The following is a 13,831-nucleotide window of genomic DNA, read 5'->3' as shown; positions in this document are numbered from 1 at the left end:
GGATGCTGGACAGTCGTTGGACGCTAAGAAGCCGGTTGCCGGACCTGGTGAGACAGGAACTGTGGGGGATCCTACTGACATACAACCTGGTGAGGTATCAGATGGTCAACATGGCGAGCCATCTGAAAGGCGATTACCTGCTTTATCAACTGAGTTTTAGTGGTGCGCTAAGCGAAATCACGCGGCTGTTAATCACGTTACCCTGGTGCTCTCCGGGCAAGATGCCGGGAGAGCTCAGAACGTTGTATGAACAGGCAAAATGGCTGGTGTTGCCGGGGCGCAGAGAGCGAAGTTATCCGAGAGAGCTCAGAGCCAGAAGCAGGAAATACCCAGATAAAAAAGTTGCTGGCCACCCTTAAGTGACCAGCATTACGCAGTGCGGGGTTTTTTTTTACTCGCGAGCCAGTTCGAACAGCTGCCGCGCCGCCGGAGTCAGCCCCAGCATGTGAATGCAGGCATGCACCATGCCCGGCAACCGTTCGCAGCGTATCGGCACGCCCGCCTCGCGCAGCCGCTGCGCATACTGCTCGGCCTCATCGCGCAGCGGATCATATTCGCAGCTCAGGATGGTGGCCGGCGGCAATCCGCGCAGCGTAGCGGCGTGCAGCGGTTCGGCGCCGGGATCGCGCCGCTGGGCCAGATACTGCTGCCAACAAAATACCATCGCATCGCGCGTCAGAAAGTACCCCTCGGCAAACTCGCAATAGCTCTTCGTCGTCATCTCGCGGCTGAGCGCCGGGTACAGCAGCAGCTGGCGCTCGATGTGCGGGCCGCCGCGATCCCGCGCCAGCAGCGCGACGGCCGCCGCCAGATTGCCTCCGGCGCTGTCGCCGCCCACCGCCAGGCGCTTCGCGTCGATCCCCAACTGCGGCGCCTGTTGCGCCACCCAGCAGAGTACCCGATAGACATCTTCCAGCGGCTGCGGAAACGGGTATTCCGGCGCCAGACGATAGTCGACCGACAGGATCACCCGGCCGGTGGCGTTGGCCAGCGCCTGACAGGGCCGATCGTACAGCGCCAGCGAACCGAGGCACCAGCCGCCGCCGTGGGCGAACAGCATTGCCGGCTGCGCGGCGGCGCGGTTTTCCCTCGCCGGGAGATAGGCGCGCAGCGCGATCCGATACCCATCGGCGGCAACCACCGTAAAGTCCCTGACGCCGCCGCTCGGTTCCGCCTCGCCCTGCAGCTGGCGTAAACCGGTTTCCGTGGCCGCGCGCATTTCCGCCAGCGACGCGGGGGGCGGCGCATCGGCCGATGCCGTCAAAAAGGCGGCAATGCGTTCATCGAGCGGCATGTGGCTCTGCTGCCAGGAACGGCGTAATCAGTGCAATAAATTCCTCATGACACTCTTCGGTAATGAAATGCCCGCAGCCGGCGATCGTTTCGCCCCGCAGATCGTGCGCATTGCCCCGCAGCGTCGTCAGCGGCGCGTCGCCGGTCGCGTGCTCGGCCCCCACCGTCAACACCGGCATCGTCAGGGGCGTGGCGGCGCGCAGGCGGTTCTGCCGCACGGTCTCCGGGATCGCCCGGTAATAGTCGAACCCGGCGCGCAGGCCGCCCGGCGCTGAGTAAGCAGCGATATACACCTGCGCCGCCACCCGATCGCGCCGATAGGACCAGCGATTGAAGATATAGCCAAGATATTCCCGCTCACGCCCCTGGGTCAGGGTCTCCGGCAAATCCGCCAGCTGGTTGAACATGAAATGCCACAGGAAGATGTTCTCCTCCGGCGCGACGAAAATCGGCGGCGGCGGCGCCAGCCCGGGGATCACCGCCTCCGTCAGCACCAGGCGCTCCACCGCCTGCGGGAAATCGCTCGCCATGGCGTAACCGATCCACATGCCGATGTCGTGGCCAACCAGTTGGTAACGTTCATGGCCCAGTTGCGTCATCATCGCGTGCAACGCCGCACCGACGCTGCCGGTGTCGTAGCCGCCAGCGGGCTTGTCGGAATCGCCGATGCCCGGCGGATCGACGGCGATCGCCTGAAAACCGGCCGCCGCCAGCGCTTGCATCACATGGCGCCAGGTGTACCAGGTTTGCGGCCAGCCGGGGATCAGCAGCACCGGCCGCCCTTCACCGGCCATCACGCAGTGAAGGCGCCGGCCGTTGACCTGGAGATAGACGTGTTCCGCCGCGAGATCCGCCAACGGGCTCTCGTTCTGTAGGTATTGCATGGGGTGACTCCCTGAAGGATTAGGCTCAGCGAATACCGAGCAACGCGTTGATTTGCTGTGGGTTGACCGGCGCGCCGGCGAAGTCGTCGAACACTTTATCGGTGACGCGGATAATGCGATCGCGAATGAAGGCTGCGCCTTCGCGCGCGCCGTCCTGCGGATTTTTCAGGCAACATTCCCACTCCAGCGCCGCCCAGCCCGAATAACCGTACTGCGTCAGGCGCGAAAAGATGCCGTTGAAATCGACCTGGCCGTCGCCCAACGAGCGGAAGCGGCCGGCGCGAGCGATCCAGGATTGATAGCCGCCGTAAATACCCTGGCGACCGGTCGGATTGAACTCGGCGTCCTTGACGTGGAACATGCCGATAACCTCTTTATAGATATCGATAAACTCCAGATAGTTGAGCTGCTGCAGCACCATATGGCTCGGATCGAACAGCACCCGGCAGCGCGGATGATGGCCAACGCGCTCATGAAACATTTCGAATGTCACGCCGTCGTGCAGATCCTCGCTCGGGTGAATTTCGTAACACAGGTTGATCCCCTGCTCGTCGCAGGCGTTAAGCACCGGCAGCCAGCGCCTGGCGAGCTCGTCGAACGCGGTGTCGATAAGCCCTTCCGGGCGCTGTGGGAACGGGAACAGATAGGGCCAGGCCAGCGAACCGGAAAAGGTGCCCAGCTCGCTGAGCCCGAGCCGCGCCGACGCCTTTACTGCCAACAGCATTTGCTGCCGCGCCCACTCGCCGCGCGCCTGCGGATTGCCCTGCAGCGCCGGCGGCGCGAAGCTGTCAAACAGCGCATCGTAAGCCGGGTGTACCGCCATCAGCTGGCCGAAGATATGGCTGGTCAATTCGCTGACCACCAACCCCTGTTCCGCCAACATGCCGGTCAGATCGTCGCAGTAGGTTTGGCTTTCCGCAGCGGTGGCCACGTCGAATAAACGCCGATCCCAGGCCGGGATCTGCAGCGCGCTAAAGCCGGTCTGCGCCGCCCACTCGGCAATGGCGGGCAGGCTGTTGAACGGCGCTGTCTCATCGCTGAACTGCGCGAGATGCAGGCTTGGACCTTTGAGGGTTTTCATCGTAAACTCCTATTGGTTGTCGATTGACAAACAATAGGGGCAAAGCGCGATGACCGCAAGCGAAATTTATAAAGACATTGGTATTCCCCGCCGATTTAAGCGATCCTATGTCGCTGAATGACAGGCAAATTGGAGCAGCGAATGGCAGGCAGACCGCGCGAGTTCGACCGCGAACAGGCGCTCTTGAAGGCGCGAAACTTATTCTGGCGACAGGGTTACGAAGGCACCTCGATGTCGGATCTGGTGGCGGAATTGGGCATTGCTTCCGCGCGCATCTACAAGGCGTTCGGCTCCAAAGAGCAGCTGTTCCGCGAGGCGATCGCCAGTTATGAAACCGCGGAAGGCGGCTTCGCCGATCGCGCCTTCGCGCAGGAAAGCGGCATTCGCCCGGCGATCAAACGCCTGCTGGAAGACGCCGTGCGGCTCTACAGCAGGCCGGATCTGCCGCAGGGCTGCATGGTGGTCTCCTCCGCCGCCAGCGTCAGTGCGGAAAACGACGGGCTCAAAGTCTGGCTGGCTGAGCATCGGTTGCAGCGCACCCAGCAGATCGTCGAACGGCTGCGGCAGGCGGTGCAAGCCGGCGAACTGCCGGCCGGCACCGACGCCGACAGCCTGGGGGACTTTTTCGCGGTCTTCCTGCACGGCCTGTCGATTCAGGCGCGTGACGGCGTCACTGAAACACGACTGTTGGCGGCGGTAAAGGTGGCGCTGACGGCCCTGGGCAACGCTTAATCTTCCGGCAAATCGAAAATCACCAGCGCGCCTTCGCCGTAATCATGCTCTTCATCCTCAATGCGGCGCGCGCCCATGCGCAGCGCTTTGATGTTGGCCGCATCGACGGGTTGCAGATTATGCCCCGGCGTTCTGGGCCGCCGCCTCACGGCGCAGCCACTGCCGCAGATTTTCGCCCTCCTGCGACAGTTCGCTATCCAGGCGAGCGCACAGGTAATAATCGCGGCCGTCGTCGATCGGCAGATCGAACATTTTGATTAACTCACCGCTCTCAAGGTAGTGGGCGATTAACGGCTCACGCATCAGCGCGCATCCCAATCCCGCCTGCACCGCCGCCAGCGTCAACAATCCGTCTTCGAACATCGGGCCGATACTGCGCAGCGGGCGTTTAACACCGGCCTGCTGAAACCATTGCATCCAGGTATTGCGCTCCTCGTCGTGCAGCAGCGGCAGCGTCGCCAGCTGATCCGGCGTATCGAGCAAACCGTGCAGTTTACTGAACGCCCGGCTGCACACCGGCACCATTTGGCCGGACATCAGCTTTTCGCTGCGATAGCCGGTCCACTGCCCAACCCCGAAGCGGATCGACAGATCGGCGGCGTCGCTCAGGTAATTGCGGTGGTTGGCGTAAACCACATTGATGTCGATATCCGGATTCTCGCGCAGAAAGCCGCGCAGCCGCGGAATGAACCATCCCATGCCGAACAGCGGGATCAGGCTGATGGTGACCTGCCGCGATGCGGACTGCTCGCGCACGTGTTCGGTCGCCTGGCGCAGCACGTTAAACGCCGAGCGGATCGAACGGTAATACTCCCGCCCCTCGCTGCGCAGCACCAGATGACGTCCCTGCCGTTCTGTCAGCGGCATCTGCAAAAACGCCTCCAGCGTTTTCAGCTGATGGCTGACCGCCGAAGGCGAAATCATCAGCTCCTTCGCCGCCGCACTGATGCTGCCCAGGCGCGCGATGGCTTCGAACGCCCGCACGGCGCGCAGCGGCGGATCGTTCGGCAGCATCGGCAACGGCTCATCATACTGTTCTGTTTTTTTCATATATCTATTGTTTTATGGAAGTCACGGAGAGAGGATTTATTTAATATACATAAAAATCAACAAATTAAAATCACTCGTTTTTTGTATAAGAAAGTATTTTTCCGTATTTTACAATTTTTTTAAATTCTCTACTGTGAGCCTCCTGACTCATTATCTCCGGACTCTCCTTATGGATACGCTGGTACAGCAGACCGTCAACGGTTTGATGCTCGGCAGCATCTATGCGCTGATCGCGCTCGGCTACACCATGGTGTACGGCATCCTGCGCATCATCAACTTCGCGCATGGCGACGTGCTGATGGTCGGGGCGCTCAGCGCGCTGTCGGCGATCGGCGTGTTGCAGCATCATTTTCCCGCGCTATCGCCCTACGCCACGCTGCTGCTGGCGGCCCTGTTAGCCATGGCCGTCTGCGCCATCACCTCGATGGCGATCGAGCGCCTGGCCTATCGCCGGTTGCGCAATGCGCCGCGCCTGGCCCCGCTGATCAGCGGCATCGGCGTCTCGCTGCTGTTGCAAACCCTGGCGATGCTGATCTGGTCACGCAATCCCCTGATGTTTCCGCAGCTGTTGCCGATGGCGCCCATCGCCCTGACCGCAGGCAGCGCCGAACATGCGCCGGCGGTGATCACCGGCACCGCGATCGTCACGCTGGCGGTAGCCGTGGTGGTCATGGCCGGCCTCTGGCTGCTGGTCGAACACAGCCGTTTCGGCCGCGCCATGCGCGCCACGGCGGAAAACCCGCAGGTCGCCGGCCTGATGGGCATCAGTCCTGACCGCATCATCGTTCTGACCTTTGCGCTCGGCGGCGCGCTGGCGGCGGTAGCCGGCATCATGATGGCCAGCAACTACGGCAACGCCGGTTTCTCGATGGGCTTTCTGCCCGGCATCAAAGCCTTTACCGCCGCCGTGCTCGGCGGCATCGGCAACCTGCGCGGCGCGATGCTCGGCGGTTTGCTGCTGGGGCTGTTCGAATCGCTGGGCACCGGCTATCTCGGCGAGCTGACCGGCGGCGTATTCGGCAGCAACTACCAGGACGTCTTCGCGTTTCTGGTGCTGATCGCCGTACTGGTCTTCCGCCCCTCCGGGCTGTTGGGCGAACGCATCGCCACGCGCGCATAAGGACATCATGATGACCGTTTTAACTTCCACGCTTCCCCTGGCCACGCCTCGGCGCGCCAGGCTGGGGCTGACGCTGTTCATTCTCGCCCTGCTGCTGGCGCCCTGGGTTGCGGGCGCCGCCGGCGGCAACTACTGGGTGCGCGTCGTCGACTTCGCCCTGCTGTACCTGATGCTGGCGCTCGGGCTGAACATCGTGGTGGGCATGACCGGCTTGCTGGACATGGGCTTTATCGCTTTTTACGCCGTTGGCGCCTATCTGGCCGCGCTGCTGTCGTCACCGCATCTGACGCAGCAGTTCCCGCTGCTGCTGCAGTGGTTCCCCGACGGGCTTCATCTGTCGATGCTGTGGCTGATCCCGCTGGCGGCGCTGCTGGCGGCCGTGTGCGGCATTCTGCTTGGCGCGCCGACGCTGCGGCTGCGCGGCGACTATCTTGCGATCGTCACGCTCGGTTTCGGCGAGATCGTACGTATTTTGATGCGCAATCTCGATCGCCCGGTCAACCTCACCAACGGCCCCAAAGGCATTTCCGGCATCGACCCGGTCAGCCTGTTCGGCCTGAAGTTTTCCGGCATGCATGAGTGGTTCGGCGTGCGTTTCTCCGGTCTGTACCTCTATTACTACCTGTTCGCCGCCCTGCTGCTGGCGATCCTGTTTATCAGCCTGCGGTTGCAAAATTCGCGCATTGGCCGCGCATGGACGGCGATCCGCGAAGACGAGGACGCCGCGCGGGCGATGGGCATCAACACCCGCAACTTCAAGCTATTGGCCTTTGCCATCGGCGCCACCTTCGGCGGCGTGGCCGGCGCGCTGTTCGCCGCGTTTCAGGGCTTCGTGTCGCCGGAATCGTTCACCCTGCAGGAATCGATCGCCGTCCTGGCGATGGTGGTGCTCGGCGGCATGGGGCACATCCCCGGGGTGATCCTGGGCGCGCTGCTGCTGGCCGCCCTGCCGGAGCTGCTGCGCAGCAGCATGGGGCCGCTACAGCAGGCGCTGTTCGGCCAGGTGCTGATCGACCCGGAAATCATTCGCCAACTGTTTTACGGCCTGGCGCTGATCCTGGTGATGCTGTATCGCCCGGCGGGCCTGTGGCCGGCACGCCATATAAGGGGGAACGCCGCATGACGCCTTTGCTCACTTTAAATCACGTCAGCAAACGCTTCGGCGGCCTGACGGCGGTGGATGACGTCAGCATGAGCATCCGCCAGGGGGAAATCTACGGCCTGATCGGGCCGAACGGCGCCGGTAAGACCACCTGCTTCAATCTGATCACCGGTCTGTATCGCGCCGACGCGGGCGAATTCCGCCTGTCGGGCCAGCGCTATAGGCCCCAGGCGATCGATAAAGTGGCGCAGGCCGGCATCGCCCGCACCTTCCAGAACCTGCGGCTGTTCAACGAAATGAGCGTGCTGGAAAACGTGATGGTCGGCTGCCACGTGCGCACCCGCAACGGCCTGTGGGCGGCGATCGCCCGCCACCGCCGCGCCAGGGAGGAGGAACAGGCGGTGCGCGATAAGTCCCATGCGCTGCTGGAGTACGTCGGCATCGGCCAATTCGCCCATTACCGCGCCGGCGATCTCGCCTATGGTCATCAGCGCCGCCTGGAGATCGCCCGCGCGCTGGCGACCGAACCCCGGCTGCTGGCGCTGGACGAACCGGCGGCCGGCATGAACGCCGGAGAAAAAGTGGCGCTGCGCGAGCTGCTGCTGCGCATTCGCGACAGCGGCAAAACGCTGCTGTTGATCGAACACGACGTCAAGCTGGTGATGGGCCTGTGCGATCGCCTGACGGTGCTGGACTACGGCAAAGCGATCGCCGAAGGCGAACCGGCGCAGGTTCGGCGTGAACCAGCGGTCATTCAGGCCTATCTGGGAGGTGGCGCGCATGTCTGAAGCCCTGCTGAGCGTTAAACGACTCAAAGTGTCCTACGGTGGCATTCATGCGGTCAAAGGCATCGATTTTACGGTCAACGCCGGCGAACAGGTCACGCTGATCGGCGCTAACGGCGCGGGCAAGACCTCCAGCCTGCGCGCGCTGACCGGGCTGCAGCCGTTCGAGGGCGACATCCTGTTCGACGGCCGTTCGATTCGCGGCATGGCGCCGCACCGCTTGCTGCAACAGGGGCTGGTGATGGTGCCGGAAGGTCGCGGCATTTTCACCCGCCTGACGGTGCGAGAAAACCTGCAGCTGGGCGCCTATGCGCGCCGTGACAAACCGGCGGTGCGGCACGATTTCGAACGGGTATGCGCCACCTTCCCGCGCCTGAACGAGCGCCTGAACCAACCGGCCGGGCTGCTTTCGGGCGGCGAACAGCAGATGGTGGCGATGGCCCGCGCGCTGCTCAGCCGCCCGCGCCTGTTGATATTGGACGAGCCGTCGATGGGGCTGGCGCCGATTGTGGTAGAAGCCATTTTTTCGGTCATCAAACAGCTGGCACGTGACGGCGTCACGCTATTGCTGGTCGAGCAAAACGCCCGCCTGGCGCTGGAATCCACCGATCGCGCCTATGTGCTGGACAGCGGCAGCCTGAGCCACAGCGGCCGCTCCGCCGACATGCTGGACGATGAAAAAATCAAACAGATCTATTTGGGTGAATAACCGTTGTTACCTTTAACCGCACCAGGAGTATGACATGCAGCAGAACTTTCGCATCAAGCCGTTGGCGCTGGCCGCCATGACGATGATCCTGAGCCTCCCGGCGCTGGCGGACGACACCGTGCTGATCGGCCTGGCCGGGCCGCTGACCGGCCCTTCCGCGCGCATCGGCAAAGATCTCGAAAACGGCGCGCGGCTGGCGATCGCCGACGCCAACGCGCAAAAGCCGACGCTGAACGGCAAACCGGTCACCTTCAAATTGCTGTCCGAGGACGATCAGTCCGATCCGCGCACCGCCGTGGCCGTCGCGCAGCGTTTGGTCGACGAAGGCGTCGCCGGCGTGGTCGGCCACTGGAACACCGGCACCAGCATCCCGGCGGCGCGCATCTATCACGACGCCGGCATCGCCCAGGTGGCGCCGGTCGCCACCGGCCACGGCTACACGCAACAAGGCTTTGACACCAGCTTCCGCGTGATGGGCCATGACGACGACGGCGGCAACTATGCCGGGCAGTATGCGGTGAAAACGCTGAAAGCCCAGCGCATCGCGGTGATCGACGATCGCACCGCCTTCGGCCAGGGCCTGGCGGACGAGTTCATCAAATCGCTGCAGGCCCAGGGCGTGCAGCCGGTCACCCGCGAATACGTCGACGACAAGACCGTCGATTTCAGCGCCGTGCTGACCACCGTGCGCAGCAAAAACGCCGATCTGATCTTCTTCGGCGGCGTGGACTCCCAGGCGGCACCCCTGGCGCGCAAACTGAAACAGCTGGGCATGAACGCGCAGCTGATGGGCGCAGGCGGCTTTGTCAGCCAGACCTTCCTGACGCTGGCGCAGCGTGAAGGCGAAGGCGTCGTCGCGCTGGAGCCGGGGCTGCCGCTGGAACAGATGCCGGGCGGCAAGGCGTTTGAACAAGCCTACCGCGACCGTTATCGCACCCACATCGAACTGCATGCGCCCTTCGCCTACGACGCCACCCGGGTGCTGATCGCCGCCATTGAACAGGCCGGCTCGGCCAATCCGGCCGATTACCTGCCGAAACTGCGCGCCATCCATTATCAGGGCGTGACCGGCGCCATCGCCTTCGATGCGCAGGGCAACCTGCAACAGCCGAGCTTCACCCTGTACCGGGTAGTGGACGGCAAATGGCAGCCGCAAACCGTGTTGGGCGGCGCCAAACCACAATAAATCAAGAGGAGCAAGGCGATGAGCTGTGCAAACAACGAGTTGGGCATTTTGGCCCGCAGAAAGATCGAAGCGGAGATCATCAAACCGATCTACCAGATCCTGGTGCGTGAAATCGGCAAAGCGCGCGCTCAGGCGGTGATCGGCGAAGCCATCGAGAACGCAGCCATCGCGGCGGGCAAACACTTCGCCGCACAGGAACCGAACAGCGCGGATCTGCGCAGCTTCGCCGCCTTGCAGTATCTGTGGGAAAAAGACGACGCGCTGCGCGTTGAGGTGATCAACCAGGACGAACAACACTTCGACTATAACGTCACCCGCTGCCGCTACGCCGAGATGTACCACGAGATGGGGCTGGGGGAAATCGGCCACCTGCTCTCCTGCGCGCGCGACAGCCAGTTTATCGTCGGCTATGCGCCGGAGGTCGAGCTGCAGCGCAGCCAAACCATCATGTCCGGCGCCCCCTGCTGCGATTTCCGCTACACCGCCAAAACGCCGGGAGAAGAACAATGACGTATCGGGTCAACGGCGAGCGCCTGTGGCAAAGCCTGCACGCGATGGCGCAGTTCGGCGCCATCGCCGACAACGGCGTCACCCGCCTGGCGCTCAGCGAAGAGGATCGCCAGGCGCGCGACCAGCTGCGCCTGTGGGCGCTGGAGGCCGGTTGCAGCGTGCGCGTCGATCGAATGGGCAACATGTTCCTGCGCCGCGAAGGCGCCCGCCCCGAGTTGGCGCCGGTGGTCACCGGTTCTCACGGCGACTCGCAGCCCCGCGGTGGCCGTTTCGATGGCATCTACGGCGTGCTGGCCGGGTTGGAGGTGATTCGCAGCCTTAACGATCGGCAGATCGTCACCGAACGCGCGATTGAAGTGATCAACTGGACCAACGAAGAAGGCGCTCGCTTCGCGCCGGCGATGATCGCCTCCGGCGTGTTCGCCGGGGTCTTCGAGCTGGAATACGGTCTGACGCGCCGCGACGAGCACGGCGTCAGCCTCGGCGACGCGCTGGAACGCATCGGCTACGCCGGCGAACACCCGGTGGGCGGCACGCCGATCCATGCCGCCTTCGAGCTGCACATCGAACAGGGGCCGATTCTGGAAGCGGAGCACCTCGACATCGGCGTGGTAACCGCCGCACAGGGGCAGCGCTGGTACGAGCTGGAGGTCGTCGGCTTCAGCGCCCACGCCGGCACCACGCCGATGGATCGCCGCCGCGACGCCCTGCTGGGCTTCACCGAGCTGGTGACGGCGGTCAACCGCATCGGCTGGGATTTCGCGCCCGACGCGCGCGCCACGGTGGGCATGGCGCAAATTACCCCCAATTCACGCAACGTGGTGCCGGGCCGGGTCTTTTTCAGCGTCGAATTCCGCCATCCGCAGGAGTCAATTCTGGAACAGATGGAGCAGCGCCTGCTGGCGGCGGTAAACCACGTCAACGGCGGCGGCCTGACCGCTCGCGCCGAGCGCATTTTCCAGTATCCCCCGATCGCTTTTGATCGGGGCTGCATCGACAGCGTACGTCATGCCGCGCAAGCGTTGGGCTACCGCCATCGTGACATGATTTCCGGCGCCGGCCACGATGCCTGTTACCTTAACCGCGTCGCCCCAACCGCCATGATTTTCATTCCCTGCGTGGACGGCATCAGCCACAACGAGCGGGAAGACATCACCCCCGCCTGGGCAACCGCCGGCGCCGACGTGTTGCTGAACGCCCTGCTGGCGCACGCCGGCGCCTGATCCCCGCCCCGGTTTTCGCCGGGGCAAAAAATATTCAACAAAACGGTTGAATATTAGCCCACCTGTTCTATATTCAACCATATGGTTGAATTATCTTCCTCACAGCTGGACGCCATTTTTCATGCGCTGGCCGACCCGACCCGCCGCTCGATGTTGCGCGCGCTGGCCGGCGGTGAGCGCAGCATCGGCGAACTGGCCGCGCCGCTGCAGATGTCGTTCGCCGGCGCCTCCAAGCACGTGAAAGCACTGGAACATGCGGGCCTGGTGCAACGCACCGTGCAAGGAAGAAACCATATCTGCCGGCTCGAACCCGAGCCTATGGCGCAGGCCATGCACTGGCTGCAAACCTATGAACATTTCTGGACTGAACGGCTGGATGCGCTCGAACAGGCGCTGCTGCAGCCCGAACAGCTTCCTCCCAAGGAGTGAACCATGAATGATTACGGCATGATTATCGAACCCGGTACGCTGCGCATCCAGCGGCTGCTGCCCGGCCCCATCGAGCGGGTGTGGGCTTACCTGACCGAATCCGACAAGCGCGCCACCTGGCTGGCGGCCGGCGCCATGACGTTGGAGAACGGCGCGCCGCTGGAGCTGGAATTTCGCAACTCCGATCTGGCGGGCGAGCACGAACCCCCGCCGGCCAAGTACAAACAGCACGGCGGCTGCGTCAGCAACCGCGGCCACATCACCTGCCTGTTCCCGCCGCGCCTGCTGAGCTTTACCTGGGCCGAACAGGATCAGGGTCGCCCTTCCGAGGTGACCTTCGAACTGACGGAACAGGGAAGCGCCGTGCTGCTGACGGTCACCCACCGGCGCTTGGCCAACCGCGACGAGATGCTCAGCGTCGCCGGCGGCTGGCACACCCATCTGGATATCCTGCTGGATCGTCTGCACGATCGGGCACCGCAGCCGTTCTGGAGCACCCATGCCCGGCTGGAAGAAGAGTACCGCGCCCGCCTGTAATTACGACTCGTCCCTGCGCCTGAACGCCAGATAACCGGCGATCAGCGTAAAACTGCCGACCAGCAACACCAGCAGGATAAAACCGTGGTGATTGCTGGCCAGCGGGATCCCCCCCACGTTCATGCCGAAGAAACCGGCGACGATATTGATCGGCAGCGCCAGCACGGTGATTACCGTCAGCGTGTAGAGCGTGCGGTTGTTCTGCTCCATCAGCTTGGCGCCCAGCTCCTCCTGCAGCAGCCGGATGCGTTCGGTCAGGCTGGCGAGATCGTTCAACACCACGGTGAACTCTTCGGTAAACTGCCGCAGATCCTGCACCACCTCACGGCTCAGCCAGGTCGGCGGCCGGTTCAACAGGCGAAACAGCGCGGCCGGTTCGGGCGCCAACAGGCGCTGAAAGCGCAGCAGCATGCGGCGCATGCGCCCCAGCTCGGTGCGATTGCGTTTGACGCGGCGCGTCAGCAGGCGATCCTCGATGGTATCGACATACTGGTTGGCCTGCCGCACCACCTGCTCCAGCACGTCCTCCTGCTCTTCCAGCAGGTGCGCCAGCAGTTCGGTAGACGAGGCCAGCTGCAGCGCCGTCAGGCGGCCGAGCAGCCGTTCAATCAGCTGCACCGGTTTATGGCGCACGGTCACCACCAGCCCGCGGCAGCAATAGAGCCACAGCGTCGCCGTTTCCGGGTTGCTGTCCTCGGGGTGGAAGATCACATCGTTGAGCACCGCGAACAGATCGTCGCCCTGGCGCTCAATGCGCGTGGTGTGCGAACCGTGGCGAATCTCGTGGAAGAAAAAATCGGAAATGGCGAAATGATTTTTCAACCACTTCTCCGCCGCCGCGTGGTTGAGATTGAGGTGCAGCCAGATAAAACCGTCGCCGGGCGGCAACGTCTGATAGGCCTGGCAGATCTGCTGCGAGTTCAGGCGCCTCGGCGGCTCACAGGAACGAAACACATGGCCGTAGATCAGCCCGGTCACTTCATCATCAAAATCCAGCTTGTGCATCTTTTCCGCTAACCGTTGCACCATAACGCCCTATCCTGCCTGTTGCCGTTAACCCAAGACCGTCCCCGCTGTTATAACAATCTTTATTTATCGGCGTTAATGATTTTCGCCGTTCCCGATGATTAATATTTTCGTCATAAAAAAGCCACATTCATTCAGAATACTTTTCAGGCGACAGCTACCGC

Annotated in this window: 16 protein-coding genes and 1 pseudogene; 11 read left to right on the top strand and 6 right to left on the bottom strand. The window is 63.1% G+C overall.

Going from position 1 to position 13,831, the window contains the following annotated elements; genetic code table 11:
• A pseudogene (locus tag REA38_RS13805) lies at positions 1-359 on the top strand (IS4 family transposase); the annotation flags it as partial.
• 32 nt (positions 360-391) lie between these two features.
• On the opposite strand, the gene REA38_RS13800 reads toward REA38_RS13805, so the two are convergent.
• From REA38_RS13800 to REA38_RS13790, 3 genes are read right to left on the bottom strand one after another with little or no spacing between them, the layout of a single operon-like run.
• Entirely contained in the window at positions 392-1,294 is a 903-nt protein-coding gene (locus REA38_RS13800) for an alpha/beta hydrolase (RefSeq protein ID WP_308886053.1), read from the bottom strand.
• On the bottom strand, positions 1,281-2,177 hold the full coding sequence (locus REA38_RS13795; protein ID WP_039566003.1) for an alpha/beta fold hydrolase: 897 nt from the start codon (positions 2,175-2,177) through the stop codon (positions 1,281-1,283). Before REA38_RS13795 ends, REA38_RS13800 begins: the two co-directional genes overlap by 14 nt.
• Before the next feature lie 25 nt (positions 2,178-2,202).
• On the bottom strand, positions 2,203-3,258 hold the full coding sequence (locus REA38_RS13790) for a sugar phosphate isomerase/epimerase (RefSeq protein ID WP_039566001.1): 1,056 nt from the start codon (positions 3,256-3,258) through the stop codon (positions 2,203-2,205).
• 141 nt (positions 3,259-3,399) lie between these two features.
• Between REA38_RS13790 and REA38_RS13785 the strand changes: the two genes are divergently transcribed.
• On the top strand, positions 3,400-3,990 hold the full coding sequence (locus tag REA38_RS13785) for a TetR/AcrR family transcriptional regulator (RefSeq protein WP_039565999.1): 591 nt from the start codon (positions 3,400-3,402) through the stop codon (positions 3,988-3,990).
• Here the strand turns inward: REA38_RS13785 and REA38_RS13780 are convergent.
• Both REA38_RS13780 and REA38_RS13775 read right to left on the bottom strand, forming a co-directional pair.
• On the bottom strand, positions 3,987-4,139 hold the full coding sequence (locus REA38_RS13780; protein WP_235369263.1) for a hypothetical protein: 153 nt from the start codon (positions 4,137-4,139) through the stop codon (positions 3,987-3,989). The two genes, REA38_RS13785 and REA38_RS13780, sit on opposite strands and share 4 nt — an antisense overlap.
• Positions 4,108-5,040: a LysR substrate-binding domain-containing protein gene (locus REA38_RS13775; protein ID WP_039565997.1), complete on the bottom strand. Its 933-nt coding sequence runs from the start codon at positions 5,038-5,040 to the stop codon at positions 4,108-4,110. The genes REA38_RS13780 and REA38_RS13775 overlap by 32 nt, the downstream gene beginning before the upstream one ends.
• A 169-nt stretch (positions 5,041-5,209) precedes the next feature.
• Between REA38_RS13775 and REA38_RS13770 the strand changes: the two genes are divergently transcribed.
• The 9 genes from REA38_RS13770 to REA38_RS13730 all read left to right on the top strand — a co-directional run bounded on the left by REA38_RS13770 (position 5,210) and on the right by REA38_RS13730 (position 12,641).
• Complete coding sequence (locus tag REA38_RS13770) at positions 5,210-6,160, top strand: branched-chain amino acid ABC transporter permease (RefSeq protein ID WP_047567337.1); 951 nt, start codon at positions 5,210-5,212, stop codon at positions 6,158-6,160.
• A gap of 10 nt (positions 6,161-6,170) precedes the next feature.
• The gene (locus REA38_RS13765) at positions 6,171-7,283 is read left to right on the top strand and encodes an ABC transporter ATP-binding protein (protein ID WP_033648403.1); all 1,113 of its coding nucleotides are present in this window, start codon (positions 6,171-6,173) and stop codon (positions 7,281-7,283) included.
• Positions 7,280-8,050, top strand: coding sequence for an ABC transporter ATP-binding protein (locus tag REA38_RS13760; protein ID WP_047567335.1), 771 nt, complete (start codon positions 7,280-7,282; stop codon positions 8,048-8,050). The genes REA38_RS13765 and REA38_RS13760 overlap by 4 nt, the downstream gene beginning before the upstream one ends.
• On the top strand, positions 8,043-8,756 hold the full coding sequence (locus tag REA38_RS13755; protein ID WP_197802135.1) for an ABC transporter ATP-binding protein: 714 nt from the start codon (positions 8,043-8,045) through the stop codon (positions 8,754-8,756). The genes REA38_RS13760 and REA38_RS13755 overlap by 8 nt, the downstream gene beginning before the upstream one ends.
• Positions 8,757-8,832: 76 nt before the next feature.
• Entirely contained in the window at positions 8,833-9,942 is a 1,110-nt protein-coding gene (locus REA38_RS13750) for a branched-chain amino acid ABC transporter substrate-binding protein (RefSeq protein WP_373275680.1), read from the top strand.
• A gap of 18 nt (positions 9,943-9,960) precedes the next feature.
• Positions 9,961-10,452: an L-2-amino-thiazoline-4-carboxylic acid hydrolase gene (locus tag REA38_RS13745; protein WP_308886052.1), complete on the top strand. Its 492-nt coding sequence runs from the start codon at positions 9,961-9,963 to the stop codon at positions 10,450-10,452.
• A complete protein-coding gene (locus tag REA38_RS13740) occupies positions 10,449-11,675 on the top strand; it encodes a Zn-dependent hydrolase (RefSeq protein ID WP_041035231.1) in 1,227 nt (408 codons plus the stop codon). The genes REA38_RS13745 and REA38_RS13740 overlap by 4 nt, the downstream gene beginning before the upstream one ends.
• 81 nt (positions 11,676-11,756) lie before the next feature.
• Positions 11,757-12,104, top strand: coding sequence for a helix-turn-helix transcriptional regulator (locus tag REA38_RS13735; protein WP_004938187.1), 348 nt, complete (start codon positions 11,757-11,759; stop codon positions 12,102-12,104).
• A 3-nt stretch (positions 12,105-12,107) separates the two neighbouring features.
• Positions 12,108-12,641 (top strand): SRPBCC family protein, encoded by a 534-nt coding sequence (locus REA38_RS13730; protein ID WP_038880195.1) that lies wholly within the window; start codon positions 12,108-12,110, stop codon positions 12,639-12,641.
• On the opposite strand, the gene REA38_RS13725 is transcribed toward REA38_RS13730, so the two are convergent.
• Positions 12,642-13,670, bottom strand: a complete 1,029-nt coding sequence (locus REA38_RS13725; RefSeq protein WP_308886051.1) for a transporter — start codon at positions 13,668-13,670, stop codon at positions 12,642-12,644. It abuts the gene before it with no gap.
• Positions 13,671-13,831 lie beyond the last annotated feature (161 nt).

This window comes from Serratia sp. MF1(2023) (genome assembly GCF_030954545.1).
Classification (GTDB): domain Bacteria; phylum Pseudomonadota; class Gammaproteobacteria; order Enterobacterales; family Enterobacteriaceae; genus Serratia; species Serratia sarumanii.
Note: the sequence above shows the minus strand (reverse complement) of the source record. Positions and strands in the feature narration are given on the sequence as shown.